This is a genomic window from Kiloniellales bacterium (assembly GCA_030066685.1).
Lineage (GTDB): Bacteria > Pseudomonadota > Alphaproteobacteria > Kiloniellales > JAKSBE01 > JAKSBE01.
Genome location: JASJBF010000020.1, coordinates 53,563 through 68,138, shown reverse-complemented (window position 1 = coordinate 68,138; position 14,576 = coordinate 53,563). Strand labels below are relative to the sequence as shown.

At 66.6% G+C, this 14,576-nt stretch carries 15 protein-coding genes; 3 read left to right on the top strand and 12 right to left on the bottom strand.

Going from position 1 to position 14,576, the window contains the following annotated elements; translation table 11 throughout:
* The first annotated feature begins 226 nt into the window (after positions 1-226).
* Together QNJ30_13110 and QNJ30_13105 are read left to right on the top strand one after the other, a co-directional pair.
* Positions 227-1,108, top strand: coding sequence for a succinylglutamate desuccinylase/aspartoacylase family protein (locus QNJ30_13110; GenBank protein MDJ0944405.1), 882 nt, complete (start codon positions 227-229; stop codon positions 1,106-1,108).
* A gap of 40 nt (positions 1,109-1,148) precedes the next feature.
* The gene (locus tag QNJ30_13105) at positions 1,149-2,339 is read left to right on the top strand and encodes a MalY/PatB family protein (protein MDJ0944404.1); all 1,191 of its coding nucleotides are present in this window, start codon (positions 1,149-1,151) and stop codon (positions 2,337-2,339) included.
* 194 nt (positions 2,340-2,533) lie between these two features.
* On the opposite strand, the gene hybE is transcribed toward QNJ30_13105, so the two are convergent.
* The 8 genes from hybE to QNJ30_13065 form a co-directional block, all read right to left on the bottom strand.
* A complete protein-coding gene (gene hybE, locus QNJ30_13100) occupies positions 2,534-3,046 on the bottom strand; it encodes a [NiFe]-hydrogenase assembly chaperone HybE (protein ID MDJ0944403.1) in 513 nt (170 codons plus the stop codon).
* Positions 3,043-3,291 (bottom strand): HypC/HybG/HupF family hydrogenase formation chaperone, encoded by a 249-nt coding sequence (locus QNJ30_13095; GenBank protein ID MDJ0944402.1) that lies wholly within the window; start codon positions 3,289-3,291, stop codon positions 3,043-3,045. Before QNJ30_13095 ends, hybE begins: the two co-directional genes overlap by 4 nt.
* 10 nt (positions 3,292-3,301) lie before the next feature.
* Complete coding sequence (locus QNJ30_13090) at positions 3,302-3,784, bottom strand: HyaD/HybD family hydrogenase maturation endopeptidase (protein MDJ0944401.1); 483 nt, start codon at positions 3,782-3,784, stop codon at positions 3,302-3,304.
* Between the two features lie 11 nt (positions 3,785-3,795).
* Positions 3,796-5,502: a nickel-dependent hydrogenase large subunit gene (locus tag QNJ30_13085; GenBank protein MDJ0944400.1), complete on the bottom strand. Its 1,707-nt coding sequence runs from the start codon at positions 5,500-5,502 to the stop codon at positions 3,796-3,798.
* A 10-nt stretch (positions 5,503-5,512) separates the two neighbouring features.
* Positions 5,513-6,673 (bottom strand): Ni/Fe-hydrogenase cytochrome b subunit, encoded by a 1,161-nt coding sequence (hybB, locus tag QNJ30_13080; GenBank protein ID MDJ0944399.1) that lies wholly within the window; start codon positions 6,671-6,673, stop codon positions 5,513-5,515.
* Positions 6,670-7,689 carry a hydrogenase 2 operon protein HybA gene (gene hybA / locus QNJ30_13075; protein MDJ0944398.1) on the bottom strand — a complete coding sequence of 340 codons (1,020 nt, stop codon included), beginning with the start codon at positions 7,687-7,689 and terminating at the stop codon, positions 6,670-6,672. Before hybA ends, hybB begins: the two co-directional genes overlap by 4 nt.
* Before the next feature lie 3 nt (positions 7,690-7,692).
* Positions 7,693-8,856 carry a hydrogenase small subunit gene (locus QNJ30_13070; GenBank protein ID MDJ0944397.1) on the bottom strand — a complete coding sequence of 388 codons (1,164 nt, stop codon included), beginning with the start codon at positions 8,854-8,856 and terminating at the stop codon, positions 7,693-7,695.
* A gap of 95 nt (positions 8,857-8,951) precedes the next feature.
* Positions 8,952-9,689, bottom strand: coding sequence for a Crp/Fnr family transcriptional regulator (locus QNJ30_13065; protein ID MDJ0944396.1), 738 nt, complete (start codon positions 9,687-9,689; stop codon positions 8,952-8,954).
* Between QNJ30_13065 and QNJ30_13060 the strand changes: the two genes are divergently transcribed.
* The gene (locus QNJ30_13060) at positions 9,676-10,284 is read left to right on the top strand and encodes a hypothetical protein (GenBank protein MDJ0944395.1); all 609 of its coding nucleotides are present in this window, start codon (positions 9,676-9,678) and stop codon (positions 10,282-10,284) included. The genes QNJ30_13065 and QNJ30_13060 overlap by 14 nt on opposite strands.
* A gap of 203 nt (positions 10,285-10,487) precedes the next feature.
* Here the strand turns inward: QNJ30_13060 and QNJ30_13055 are convergent, their stop codons facing one another.
* From QNJ30_13055 to QNJ30_13040, 4 genes are read right to left on the bottom strand one after another with little or no spacing between them, the layout of a single operon-like run.
* Positions 10,488-12,194, bottom strand: a complete 1,707-nt coding sequence (locus QNJ30_13055) for a hydrogenase maturation protein (protein ID MDJ0944394.1) — start codon at positions 12,192-12,194, stop codon at positions 10,488-10,490.
* An 11-nt stretch (positions 12,195-12,205) separates the two neighbouring features.
* Positions 12,206-13,213 (bottom strand): hydrogenase expression/formation protein HypE, encoded by a 1,008-nt coding sequence (gene hypE, locus QNJ30_13050; GenBank protein MDJ0944393.1) that lies wholly within the window; start codon positions 13,211-13,213, stop codon positions 12,206-12,208.
* Positions 13,210-14,343, bottom strand: coding sequence for a hydrogenase formation protein HypD (hypD, locus tag QNJ30_13045; GenBank protein ID MDJ0944392.1), 1,134 nt, complete (start codon positions 14,341-14,343; stop codon positions 13,210-13,212). The genes hypE and hypD overlap by 4 nt, the downstream gene beginning before the upstream one ends.
* Positions 14,340-14,573: a HypC/HybG/HupF family hydrogenase formation chaperone gene (locus tag QNJ30_13040; protein MDJ0944391.1), complete on the bottom strand. Its 234-nt coding sequence runs from the start codon at positions 14,571-14,573 to the stop codon at positions 14,340-14,342. Before QNJ30_13040 ends, hypD begins: the two co-directional genes overlap by 4 nt.
* Positions 14,574-14,576: the final 3 nt, after the last annotated feature.

The following is a 14,576-nucleotide window of genomic DNA, read 5'->3' as shown; positions in this document are numbered from 1 at the left end:
CGGCAGACGTCAGGACGGCCAAAAGCCGAGAGACGACGTTGGGCTCGCGGCTGTTCTCTGCTATGAGACCGGCGTTGAAAGAGCTGCGGGGTCATGTGGTGTTCGGGGAATGTCAGGATCCTTGATCACATCGGAGGTCGATTTTGACAGCGACGGGAAGCACACCGGTTTCCTGCGACTGCCTCACTCGGTCCATCGCAGCGCTTATGGCTGGATCCCAGTTCCTATGGTCACGATCAGGAATGGCGATGGCCCGACGGTTCTTCTGATGTCCGGCAATCATGGTGACGAGTACGAGGGCCAGATTGCGCTGACGAAGCTCTGCAGCGAACTGGAGCCCACCGATATCCGTGGCCGCCTCCTCATCCTGACCATGGCCAACTACCCGGCGGCAGAGGCTGGCCTGCGCACCTCGCCGATCGACGACGGCAACCTCAACCGTAGCTTTCCAGGTGACCCGCTGGGCACGCCCACCCAGGCCATCGCCCACTACATCGAAGAGGTGCTGATGCCGATGTGCGACTACTGCCTCGACCTTCATTCCGGCGGGTCCTCATTGGTCTATGCGCCGACGCTGCTCCGGGGGCGCGGCGTCACGGCGGCGGAAGCGCAGACGCTGGTCGAGCTTCAGCAGGCTTTCGACGCGCCCTATGCCTGGGTCTTCAAGAGTGGGGGCCGCCAGACAACCAACCGAACCTCCATGGCTGCGGCCTCGCGCAAGGGCGTTATCTCACTGATGGCTGAACTTGGCGGCGGTGGCGCCGTCACCCCCTGGGTCCTGGCGCTGACGGAACGGGGCGTCAAGCGCGTTCTGCATTTCCTTGGCATGCTGCCGAACTACCAAGCGGATGCCGCCAATGGCACCCGCGAGCTTCGGGTTCAAGGTTCGGTCTATGCCTACGACTTTGGCGTGTTCGAGCCGTTCAAGGAGCTTGGCGACGAGGTCGAGAGCGGTGATGCCACGGGCGCCATCCACCATCCCGAGGAACCCTGGCGCGAAGCGACGATCGTGCGTTCTCAGCTCGACGGAATGGTCCTGTGCAAGCGTGCGCCGGGCCGGGTGGCGCGTGGCGACTGCGTCTTTCAGATCGCGACGGATTTGGAATGAGAAGCGCTGAGGTCGATTTCATCGGCCCTGGGGGCACAGCTTGAAGGACCGCGGCCGGGAACCGAACGCGTTCGACGAGGACATCGACCGGCGCGAGGTCCCCGCGCTGAAGGTTCATCCAATCGTCCTGGGCCCAGATGGAGCTGACTTGTTTGCCGCCGGCGTGGCGGACATGGATTTCAGAGCGCCGCCCTGTGTCCTCGAGGCGCTGCAAAGAAGGCTCGACCACGGCGTCTTTGGCTACGAAACCTTGCCGGATGGTTTGCTACCGGCCCTGACGGCCTGGCTGAAAGAGCGTCATGGCTGGCACGTAGACACCAATCATGTGCTTCGCGCACCGAATATTCTGAATGCCCTGGCCATTGCGGCGTCGCTGTTCACGGACGAAGGGGATGGAGTGATCGTTCAACCACCCGTCTTCTTTGATTTCTTCGACATCCTCCGCGAGAACAAACGCGCGCTCGTGTCCAATCCCTTGGTGCTCAGGAACGGTCGCTACGTGATGGATTTCGAGGACCTGGAGCTAAAGGCCTCTGACCCGCGCACCAAGATGATCTACCTGTGCAATCCCCATAATCCTGTCGGCCGCGTCTGGACGGAGCAGGAGCTGCGCGCGCTCGGAGACATTTGCGCCCGTCACGACGTCCTGGTCGTCACTGACGAAATGCACGGCGATCTTGTTTTCTCCGGTGGCAGATACACGCCTTTCGCGTCGCTCGGGACGGCGTACTCGGACAATTGCATCACCTGTCTGTCGCCGGCAAAAACCTTCAACATCGCCTCCTGCTGCTCGGCCTTCACCGTCGTTACCGATGATCTGAAGCGCAAGGCCTTTCAGGTCGAGAACAGCCGTCTGACGGTCAACAAGAACAACGCATTTGCCAACGTGGCCATGGAAGCCGCGTTCACGAAAGGAAAGCGCTGGCTGGAGGACGTTCTGGCCTACCTGGAGGGCAACGTAGTTCTGGTCAGAGATCACCTGGACAGCATCGCCGGTGTCGACCTGATCGAACCGGAGGGAACCTTCTTGCTGTGGCTGGATTTCAGGAGAATGGGTCTTCAGCCCGATGACCTAGCGGCGTTCCTGCGCAAGGAGGCCAAGTGGGCGGTCACGCGTGGTCAGGCGTTTGGCGAGGAAGGCGCCGGATTTGCCAGGGTCAACATCGCCTGCACACGGTCGAAGCTAAAGGCGGGACTCGATCAACTCGCGAACGCTGTCCAACCACGGTAGCGGGAGCTCTTGTGGTCGTAACCTATGCCCGGGTGGGGTCAAATCCACCCGTCCAAAGCCGCTGAGAAGGCGCTCCCTGCCACCGGTCGAGCTTCGCTTCGGCAAGAGCCCGGTCCAGGCTTGTGGGTCAAACACACTGCTTGGTATGGCAGCGGTCTCGAAGCGGGGGCCCGGTCCGCGATCGCAGCGGCTTTTCAGCCAAGCGCAGGCTCTTCCAAGTTGCTGATCAGCAGATCGCGGCGAGATCGGACGATCGGCCGCGCTTCCGTTCCTTCATCCGCCTCGGGCCGGGTCAGAAGCTCGGCCAGTCTTGCTCGGGCCAAGACGAGCGCAGCATCATGCGACACGATTTGAGTCAGCGGCGACATGATGCAGTGGGACCAATAGAGTCCGACCGGCTCGTCACCGCCGAGCGTGAAACCGCGCTGGCCGGCCGGCAACTCGACGGTCGCGGTCTTGCCGACCTGATCGGGATTGTATGAGACGGGCTCCAGCGGCAAGAAGACGGCGTTGATGAACCACGGCGTCACCAGGGCACCGAAACCCATGCCGCCGAAGGGCATGAAATCGACCGCTTCGATGCCGACATTGTGGTTGTAGAGCGGCAGATCGGTCATACCCGGAGCGAGGGTCTTGAACTGCCGCAGCAGAAGCCCGAGCCGTTTTTCGAGCTTTGCGATGCCGACATCATCCTCGAATGGGTTCATGGGGCGGGTCCCTTCTCGGGCTGGATGAGTTCCGTCAGTTCGGCGAAGAGGTTGAGGCGGATGCGGGCCTCCGCAGCATTCATACGGCCGATCGCATAGCGTCCGGCCTGCAGCGTGACGTAATCGCCCACCGCCACCGGTTCGGACAGCAAGGTCAGCAGGATGGTGCTCGAACCCTGCTCCGTCGCGACCTCGGCGGTCAGGCCGTCGACGCTCAAGACCTCGCGGGGGATGGCAATGCACATGCGCCGCCCCTCATGCCGCCGCGGGCGCGACGGCACGCCCGGTCGCCACCTCCGCCTCGATCGCCGCGACCAAGCGGTCGCGCGCCGCGGCGACCGGCGGCGTCAGCTCGAGACCCAGTTCAAGGCTCTGCGGCACGACGCCGAACAGCACCAGGCGATCGGGTGCCGCGTCCATGAGCTCGAGCGCCGCCAGCACGTCGGTCAGACCGATCTGGTGCGGCGACATGCGCTGGCGAAAGAAGCGGTCGAGCTCGGCGCCGTCGAGCCGGATGATCTCTCCGGGCCGGTGCCGTTCCGAGCTGATGGCGTCGGCGACGACGATCAAGCTCCGCCCCATCATGATCTCCAGCAGCTCCATGCCCGAGGTGCCGCCGTCGACCACCTCGACGTCGGGCGGCAGCCGCCCGCCCGTGATAAGCGCCTCGGCGACCCGCACTCCGACGCCTTCGTCGGACAGCAGCAAGTTGCCGAGACCCAGGACCAGGATGCTCATCTCCCGCCCCCTCAGAAGGCCTTGACCTGGACGATCGGCCTCTTGTCCGCATCGGCCATGTGGATCGCGCAGGCGATGCAGGGATCGAAGGAGTGCACCGTGCGCAGCACCTCGAGCGGCAGCTCGGGGTCGGCGACCGGGTTGCCGAGCAGCGAGGCCTCGTAGGGCCCCGGCCGGTCCTGGTCGTCGCGCGGCCCGGCGTTCCAGGTCGAGGGGACCACCGCCTGGTAGTTCTTGATCTTGCCGTTCTCGATCACCGTCCAATGGGACAGCACGCCGCGCGGCGCCTCGTGATAGCCGAAGCCGCGCACCTCACCCTTGGGAAACTCCGGCCGGTTGAAGGTGGTGAAATCCCCCTTGCCGATGTTCTCCATCAACAGCTGCCACTGGTTGTTCAGGGATTCGAGCAGCACCGCGCAGCGGACCGTGCGCGCGGCAATTCTTCCGATCGTCGAGTGCAGCGCCGAGAGTGGGATCTCGCTGCCGGCGAGCTTGCCGGCGACGTCCAGCAGCCTGCCGAGGTGTCGCCGGGTCGGCTCGTGCCCGGCGACGTACATGGAAAGCACATGCGCCAGCGGCCCGACCTGGGCGCGCTCGTCGTGGAAGGTCGGCGCCTTGATCCAGGAGTACTTTCCGTCGTCCTGGAAGTCGGTGTAGTTCGGGCTGGTCTCGCCGTCGAAGGGATGCAACGCGGCGCCGCCGTTCGAATAGTCGTACCAGGAGTGCTTGACCGCCTCCTTCACCCCGTCCCGGAAGTAGTCGTCCTTGTAGCTGGTGATCGGCTTGAAGGCGTCGACGTCGGCATTCGGGATGAAGCCGCCGGGCAGTTCGAACTGCTCGCCCATCTCGTCCAGCGGCAGATCGGGAACCGACAGGTAGTTGGTGACACCGGCGCCATACCCGGTCCAATCGGCGTAGAGCGCGCCGACCGCCGCGGTGTCGGTCATCATGGCGTTGTTGACGAAGTCGCCGACCTGGTCGATCAGCGCCTTGATGGCGTACAAGCGCTCCAGGGTCAGGGTCGACTGGCTCTCCGGATTGATCGGGTTCGCCACGCCGCCGACGGCCAGGTTCTGGATGTGCGGCGACTTCGATCCCAGAATGGTGACGATCTGGTTGCAGGCGCGCTGCACTTCCAGCGCCTGCATGTAGTGGGTCGCCGCCAGCAGGTTGACGTCCGGCGGCAGCTTCATCGCCGGGTGACCCCAATAGCCCGAGGCAAAGACGCCGAGCTGGCCGCTGTCGACGAACTTCGCGAGCCGGTCGCGCACCGCCCGGATCTCCGGCTCGCTGTTGCCCTTGTAGTCCGAGAGCTGTGCCCCGAGCTTGGCCGTCGACTTGGGATCGCCGCTCAGCGCCGAGACGATGTCGACCCAGTCGAGAGCGGCCAAGTGGTAGAAATGCACGATGTGATCGTGGATGCCGTGGGCGGCGACGATCAGGTTGCGGATGTATTGAGCGTTCAGCGGGACCGGCAGATCGAGCGCGTTCTCGACCGCCCGGACCGAGGTCACGGCATGCACGGTTGTGCAGACGCCGCAGATCCGCTGGGCATAGATCCAGGCGTCGCGCGGGTCGCGATCCTTGAGGATCAGCTCGATGCCGCGCCACATGGTGCCGGACGACCAGGCCTTGCCGACCTGCCCTTGATCGACCTCGCAGTCGATCCGCAGGTGACCTTCGATGCGGGTGATCGGATCGATGGTGATACGTGCCACGGGACGGCTCCTATTCGGCAGGTTGGGCCTTGGCGGCCGGCGCCGAGGCGTGGGCCGCAAGTACCGGTAGGGTCTTGACGAAGATCAGGTAGAGCAGGACTTCCAGGGCGAAGACGCCGATCGTCACCATCAGCTCCGGCACCGAGGGGAAGTAGGTCCAGTTGCCCGGGGGATCGTAAGCGATCAGATAGGCGTTGAGCCGGTACAGCGAGCCGCCCAGCAACAGGGCGGCGGCGCCCAAGAAGGTCACGCGTTTCGACGCCCGACCGGCCGGCAGCAGGAAGGCCAGGATGGCACAGGCGAAGAGCCCGTTCTCGATCCAGAACATCCAGGCGTCCAAATCGCCGGCAAGGGCGAGCGCGAGCACGCCGCGGTCGAGCAGGTCGATCCAACGGATCGCCATGAAGGCCACCAGAACGCAGCCGACGACGATCGACAGCCTGGACAGCAGATGGTGCTCGGAGGGCGTGTCGAAGGTCTCGGACACCACGGTCGCCTCGAAGGCGACGATCGCATAGCCCATGGCCAGCGCCGAGATGACGAACAGCAGCGGCAGCCAAAGGCTGTACCACAGGGGTGACAGCTGGGATTCCATGACCAGCAGCAGCGTGCCGAGCGAGCTCTGGTGCATGCTGGGCAGCAGCACGCCCAGGGCGATGAACAGAAACATGTAGCGCTGGACCAGCCGGCGCAGGCCGGTCAGGCCGAAGCGTTCGAAGAAGGCCGGCGAGAACTCGACCCAGAGCACGATGACGTAGGCCATCACGCAGAGCGCCACCTCGAACATCACCGAGTTGGGCTGGGCGTACCAGGGCAGCATCAGATTGTAGGCCTGCCAGTACCGGCCGAGATCGATGATGACGGCCATGCCGGCCAAGGTGTAGCCGAATAGCCCGCCCAGGAGCGCCGGCCGGACCAAGGGGTGATAGTCGCCGCGGTTGAAGATGTAGACCAGCAAGGCCATGGCGAAGCCGCCGCAGCCCAGGGCCGTGCCGATGACGATGTCGACCACCACCCAGATGCCCCAGGGATAGCCCGGGTTCAGGTTGGTGACGGCGCCGAGCCCGAAGATGAACCGGATCGCGACGTAGTAGGCGGCGATCGCAACCAGCACCGCCAGCACCAGCGTCACCGGGGTGAAAAGAGTCCTGCGAAGGGGGGCGTGACTCATGCCTCGCCTCCCTGCCCAAGATCGCCCCGGTCCGCTTTGCGCCGCAGGTGGCGGCGGGCGAACACCGCCAGGACTCCGAAGCCGACCAGCGGCGCGATAAACCACTTGTAGATGGTGTGCTGGATGCCCTCGCCGACCGAGGCGAAGGAGTACTTCGGCAGATCGGGCAGGCCGAGCTTGGCGAAGGCCACGCCCGAGAGATAGCGGACCTGGGTGCCGCCGCCGTCATCGACGCCGTAGACCGCCGGCTGATAGGTCGCGATCTTGCCCTCGTGGGTCGGCCGGCCGTCCCCCAAACGGCCGCGCGGGAATTGGTAGGGGCTGCCGGGCGCCGCGGCGAGACGGCGGTCCGCTTCGGCCTGCAGCTCTTCGACCAGGCCGAAGAGCGAGGCGCCGGTCGGACAGACGTCGCAGCAGGCCGGGATCTCGCCCTTGGCCTGCAGATGTTCGCACATCTCGCACTTCTGGATCTCGCCGAAGGGGGAATCGAAGTCGTATTGCGGCACGCCGAAGGGGCAGCCATAGACGCAATAGCGGCATCCGATGCAGGCGTCCGGATCGTGCGTGACGATGCCGGTCTCGGGATCCTTCAGCATCGCCGAGACCGGGCACACCGAGATGCACGAGGGGTCGACACAGTGCAGGCAGTGCCGCTTCATGAAGGCGAAGCCGTCTTCCTCCACGTCCTTCTTGCTCATGTCGCCCTGGCGATAGGCCTTGATGACGTTGAGCGTCTTGCCCGAAAGGTCCTGCGGCGTATCCCACTGGCCGAAATTCCAGCCGCTATGCTCCAGCGGGATTTCGTCGGGCATGCCGTTCGCGGACTTGCAGGCGTCGACGCAGGCCTTGCAGCCGATGCAGATGGTCGAATCGTAGAGCATCCCGACCGCCTTCGGCGGCAGCGGCAGGTTCGGCCGGGCCAGCAGCGGCGCGGCCTCGGCGGCGGCAGGGGCGGCGGTCGCCGCCACGGCACCGCCACCCACGTTGCACAGGAAGTCGCGCCGGCTTACGGACATGGCCTAGCCCTCCGTCGCGTCGCGGCTTCCGGGCTTGTCGCCCATCTGCTTCAGCAGCATCGCCCCGGCCCCGACGACGATGCCGGCAATGCCGGCGACCAACGCTGCCGCGCCGGGCGAGACGCCGGTTCCCTTGGTCAGATCTATGTCGGGATAGGAGGTCGGCGGCGTCTGGCTCTTGACGGTGGCAAGCGCATGGATCGGCTTGTGGAAACCGATCCCCTTTTCGGTGCAACCGAAGCACGGATGGCCGGTCCCAACCGGCCAGGCGCCGTGGCCGACGTCCCCGAACCCGATCGCCGGACAGTTGGCATAGGTTTCCGGGCCCTTGCAGCCGACCTTGTAGAGACAGAAACCCTGGCGATGGCCCTCGTCGCCGAATTCGAGGGCGAAGCGGCCGGCATCGAAATGCGGGCGACGCTCGCAGTTCTCGTGCACCAGGCGGCCGTAAGCGAACTTCGGCCGGTTCAGGCCATCGAGTTCCGGCGGCTTGCCGAAGGTCAAGAGGTAGAGGACGGTCGACAGGAAGTTGTAAGGGTTGGGCGGACAGCCCGGGACGTTGATCACCGTCTTGTCTGGGATGACTTCGTGCGTGCCGACGGCGCCGGTCGGGTTCGGATCGGCCGACTGGATGCCGCCCCAGGAGGCGCAGGATCCGATGGCGATGATCGCCGCCGCCCCGTCCGCAGCCTTGCGGACCAGGTCGACCTGGGTCTCGCCGCCGACCTTGCAGTACACCCCGCCGTCCTTCATCGGCGTCCCGCCTTCGGTCACCAGGACGTAGGCGCCCTTGTGCTCCTCCATGATCTTGTGCTTGTAGTCCAGCGCCTGGCGGCCGGCGCCGACGCAGAGCGTGTCGTGATAATCGAGCGAGATGACTTCGAGGATCAGCTGCTCGAGGGTCGGATGGTAGGAACGCAGCAGCGATTCCGTGCAGCCCGTGCATTCCTGACCGTGCAGCCAGATGACCGGCGGCCGGCCCGGCGCGGTCGCGGCGTCGGCCATCTGCCGTCCAGCGATCGCCGGCAGCCCCATCGTCGCAGCCACCCCGGCGCAGAACTGCAGCATCTGCCGGCGGGTCAGCCCGCCCAACAGATGCATCGGCTCGTCCGGCGCCGGCCCGAGCGCCGCCTCCAGATCGAGTTCGTCTCGATGTTTCTCGCGCATGGTCATCCCACTCCTCGAGGGCTGGGACCCATGGTCGATCCGCTGCCTCGGTCGCGCGATGACGATCGTCAATTTTTGCCGGGCCGGACGATGCCCTAGCCGCCGTTGGCCGCCCCGACGAAGGCATCGAGGTTGGGAATGACAACCCGGCGGCCGGAGAATTCTGCCAGCTGTTCCTCTTCGAGCCGGCTCATGACGCGGGACAGGGTCTCGTGCCGGGCGCCGATCATCGAGGCGAGGTCCCGGCGCGAGACCGGAAGATCGATGGCGTAGGTGCCGTCACCGGTTGGGCGTCCGTGATGCTCCATCATCGAAACCATGATCTGCAACAGCCGGCCGCGATTGCTGAGCGCGGCCGACCGGAGAATCGACTTATGCATCCGTTCGATCTCTCGGCTGGACCGGCGCAGGAAGGCCATTCCAAGCTGCGGACGCCGCTGGATCAGATCCAGCGCCGTCTTGCGGCCGATCTTGCACGCCCGGCAGGGTCCGAGCGCCTCGGCGCTCGTCTTGTGCTCCACGCCCGACACGAGCGAGCGGTATCCCAGCACGTCACCGGGATAGGCGAGGCCAAGCAGCACCGAGTTGCCGGCCTCGTCGAGCTGCCGCAGCGCCACCGTCCCGGCGCTCAGGCAATAGAGGCCCGAATTCGCATCGCCCTGGCAGAACAGGGACTGGCCCGATGCATAGCGGCGCCGCACTTTGGCCCGCGACAGAAGGCACAGATCCTCCGCGTCCAATTCGTTCCACTCCGTATCGGTGAAGCGTTCGCATCGGCTGCAAGGCGCCGTCGGATCGCTGGGACATGAGCCGTTACCGTTGCTGCGCAACATCGATCAATCCTCGGGTTTCGCGATCTCGAATTTGACGATCGTCAACGCGATCCGGCGATCCGCTCCGTATCGTCTTCCGGAATGCCCCGAAGCCCTTCCAAGGGCCCGAACCGTTGGAGTACGGCTGACGATGCCTCGCTTCGGATCCTACGTATGTGCGGCCGGAGTCGCCGGTGTCCTGGTGATCGCCGTGATCTGGGGAGTCGGAACGGAAGGCCGCTCGGTCGCGGGGCTGCTGCCCGCCCCGCCGACGACACCGGCGTTCGGAGAGACGGTCATCCCGGTGCGCGCGGCGGGAGCCGACACGGCCCTGCGCGATTGCGTGGTCTGTCACAGCGTCGACCCGGCAGACGCCTCGCGCGCCGCGCCGGATTTGGACGGCGTGGTCGGCGCTCCGAAGGCGCGATCGCCCTGGTTCAACTATTCCGAGGCCTTGCGCTCGGCGGGCGGAACCTGGAGCGAGCCCGACCTGGACAAGTACTTGACCCATCCGCCGACCTTCCTGCCGGGCACGAAAAAGACGATCGTCGGCATCCCGGACGCTGACGAGCGGGCCGAGATCATCGAGGCGCTGAAGGCCACCTCTGGAAGCTGATCGGAACCCGAGCGACCTCACGGTGTCGACCTGGCTCCGGCCCCGGCCGGAGCGGGAGCGCAGCCGGCGGGCTGCGAACCCACTGGCTGCCGTTCCGTGCCTGGGATGGGCGACCGGAGGCCGGGGCCGGTCGACAACGCGGCAAGCATGGCCATTCGGGTGAATGATCGGATCATGCCTGGCTCCTCCTCTCGAGTTGCGAGTTAAGCGCTGCTGCGCCGCAGCTCCCGATGACGCGCCAGGTGGACCGGCGTCCGCGCGAGGGGGAGCTTTGCGATGAAGTGATAGCGGGCGACGTGATAGCTCGGATCGAAGCCGTAGAAGTTCAGGGTCATCCGCTCGAGTTCCGCGCGCCGGTATTCGGCCAGCGGCTTGGCGGCCTCGTCGGCGGCGCGCCGGCGCGCCTTGTCGGCAAGCCGGGTGACGATTGCCGGATCGTCCGCGATCCGCCCGGCGGTATCCTCGATCGCCGCCTCGCAGGCCCTCCGATCGTTCGGCAGGACGTCGTCGATCAGCCCGAGTGTCCGCGCCGCCTCGGCGCCGATGGGAAGCCGGCGATCCATCACGCCGTCCAATCCGCCGTCCGGACGACGGCGCGGCAAGAGATAGGTCCAGTACTCGGACCCATAGAGATTGCCCATGTTCTTGTAGTGCGGGTTGAGCACGATTCCGGCGCGCGCCAGAACCAGATCCGCCGCAAGCGCCAGGAAGACGCCGCCCGCGCCGGCATTGCCCCGCATCGCGGCGACCGTCAGCTTGTCGGTGGTGCCGATCACAGCCTCGGTCAGGTCGTCCATGGCGTTGATGTTGCGCCAGCTTTCGTCGGCCGGGCTTTCCGCAGCCTCGATCGTCGCGAGGTCGAGGCCGTTCGACCAGAACTCCCGTCCGCCGATCAGGACCAGCACCCGGGTCGGACGGGCCGCGGCCTGGCGGTAAGCGAGCAGCAGCCGCCGGCACCCGGCGGTCGACATCGCCCCGTTGTAGAAATCGAAAGACAGGTAGCCGACCGCGCCTTCCTCCCGGTAGCGGATGGGCTGCCAGCCCACCCCGTCCATGCCGACCACCGGCGGCCGTTCGGGCAGGCGGCTCGCCTCGGGGCCAAGCGCCAGGGTCGCCGGCCGCTTGAAGCTCGGCTCGCCGTCCGGCACCGGGCGCAGATGGCCGATCCAGACCGCAGCGTCGGCGGTCGCCCGGCAGACCGCCTCCGCGCGGCGGGCCAGCAGCGCGCCGGGTCGCCCCGCGAGCTCCGGCTCGGGATGGGCGTCGTAGAGGTGGAACGGCCGGCCTGCGAGGCTGTCGAGAACGCCAGGCTGCCCGTCGGCCGCGCGGATTTTGCGGATCACGGTCTCGGTGTCGTCGCAGCGCCAGTCGATTGCCCGGTCCGGCTGAGTCACCCGCCGCCGCCAGCCGGCCGTGCGGATCTCCGCGGATTGGCGCGTGTCCCTCCGCGACCGGCCGCCCTGGAGCGCCTCGATGGCCTCCAGCACGCAGGCGACCGCGGCTTCGGTCACCTCGTTGCGGTACAGGCTGCTCTTCGTGCCCGCGCGCATCTGGAACCGACGGGTCGCCCAGACCGGTCCGGCGTCGAGCTCGGCTTCGGCCTGTAGCAGGGTAACGCCCCAGCTTTCCTGGCCATCGAGGATTGCCCAATCGAGCGCGGAGGGACCACGGTCGCCAAGCGGTCCCGGGTGGACGACGAGTGTCGTCACCCGCCGCCAGATCGCCTCCGGGATGCGCCGGGTCAGGTAGGGAGCGATGACCAGATCGGGCCGGAAGAGATCGACGGCCTCGAGACTGACCGCGTCGTTGATGTCGAACTCGACCGAAAGATCGTGCCCACGCTCGGCAAGCTCGACATGAAGGCGCTGGGTCAAGCTGTTGAAGCTGCGGGTCAGCAGCAGGATGCGCATCGCCCCTCTCCTCAGCAGATGCGGGGAAGCTGTTCGCCCGCCAACCAGTCGACGACGCGGCGGCCGCCGAACGCGGTCTCGAGTTCGATGAAGCGGTCGGGATCGTCCGTGACCACCCCGATCACCGAGGCGTCCCGGCCCAAAGGGTGCGCACGCATGGCGTCGAGCAGCCTTTGCGCATCGGCCGGGTCGCAAAAGGCGACCATCTTGCCCTCGTTCGCCACGTTCAGGGGGTCCAGCCCGAGCAGCTCGCAGGCCCCCCGAACCGAGTCCTTGACCGGCAGGTCCACCTCGCGGATCCGCATGCCGACCCCGGCCGCCTGGGCGATCTCGTTGAGCACGGCGGAGAGGCCGCCCCGGGTCGGATCGCGCAGGGCCCGCAGGCCGGCAGCGGCGCCGGCCATCACGGCAACCAGGTCGTGCAGGGCCGCGCTGTCCGACTCGATCTCCGTTTCGAAGCTGAGCCCGGATCGCTTGGACATCACCGCGACGCCGTGGTCGCCGAGCGATCCGCTAACCAGCACGGCGTCACCCGGGCGGACCCGTGTCGTCGAGAGCTCGACCCCGTCGGGCACGAGACCCAGACCGGTGGTGTTGATGAACAGCCCGTCGCCCTTGCCGCGCTCTACCACCTTGGTGTCACCGGTGACGATTGCGACCCCGGCGGCCTTGGCGGCGTCTGCCATCGACGCGACGACCCGCTGCAGGTCCTGGATCGGGAATCCCTCCTCGAGCACGAAACCGGCGCTGAGGTACAAGGGCCGGGCGCCGGCGGTGGCGAGATCGTTGATCGTGCCGTGCACCGCCAGCGACCCGATGTCCCCGCCCGGAAAGAACAGGGGCGAGATCACATAGGTATCGGTGGTCATCGCCAGCCGGCCGTCCGGTGCCGCAAGGGCGGCATGATCCTCGGCCCGGGCGAGCCACTGGTTGTCGAAGGCGGGCCGGAACACGCTGTCAATCAACCCGGCCATCGTGCGGCCGCCGGCGCCATGGGCCATTTCGATCAGCTCGGTCATGCCATTCGCGCTTCCGCCCGCCGGCCGTAGCTGTAATAGGCGGCGCAGGCACCTTCGGCGGAGACCATGCAGGATCCGAAGGGAGTCTCCGGCGTGCAAACAGTGCCGAACAGCTTGCAGTCCATCGGCTTCGCGGCCCCGCGTAGGATCATCGGGCATTTGCACGCCCGGGTCTCGCGCGCCGGGATAAAGGGCTCGTCGAAGCGCGCCTCCGCGTCGAAGCGGGCGTAGTCCCGCTTTATCCGCAAAGCGCTGTAGGGCACCCGGCCGAGCCCGCGCCACTCGAAGCTGCGGCGCAACTCGAAGACTTCCGCGACCAAGGCCTTGGCGCGCGCGTTACCCTCGGGGGTGACGGCCCGGATGTACTGGTTCTCGACTTCCGCCCGGCCCTCGTTCAGCTGCCGGACCAGCATGAGGATCGACTGCATCACGTCGAGCGGCTCGAAACCGGTGATCACCACGGGCTTGCGGTACTCCTCTGCGAAGAAGGCGTAGGGCTGACTCCCGATCACCACGCTGACATGGGCGGGACCCAGAAAGCCGTCGATCGGGACGGTCCCGATCTCCCGCACGTCGGGGCTCTCCAGGATGTTGGTGATCGCCGCGGGCGTCAGGACGTGATTGCAGAACACGCTGAAGTTCGGCAGGTCGAGATCGCGGGCCTGCTTCAGGGCGACGGCCGTGGGCGGCGTCGTGGTCTCGAATCCGATGGCGAAGAACACGACCTCCCGGTCCGGATTGGCCTGCGCGACACGGAGGGCGTCCGCGGCCGAATAGACCATACGCACGTCGGCGCCTTCGGCCTTTGCCTTCAGAAGGCTCGTCCGCTTCGAACCCGGCACCCGCAGCATGTCGCCATAGGAGCAAAGGATCACCTCCGGCCGCCGGGCCATTCGAATCGCCATGTCCAGCCGGCCGATCGGCAGCACGCAGACCGGGCAGCCGGGCCCATGGACCATCTCCACTCCATCCGGAAGCAGGTCCCGGATGCCGTAGCGGAAGATCGCGTGCGTGTGCCCGCCGCAGAACTCCATCAGCCGGTAGCGCCGGTCCGGGGCGACCTCGCCGGCGATCGCGCCGGCGAGCTGCCGGGCCAGGCGGCCGTCCCGAAACTCCTCGATGTATTTCATGACGCGGCCTCCGGGACGATGCCGGCCTGCGCCATCAGAGCCAGGGTCGCCTCGGCCTCCTCCGGCGAGACACGGCCCAGCGCGAAGCCGACATGGACGATGAGGTATTCGCCGACCGCCACGTCCTCGACCAGATCCGTCGCGATCACCTGCCGAACGCCGCCCAGCGAGACGCGGCAATGGTTTTCGTCGACGATCTCGATCACCTCGGCGGGCACCGCAAGGCACATGGT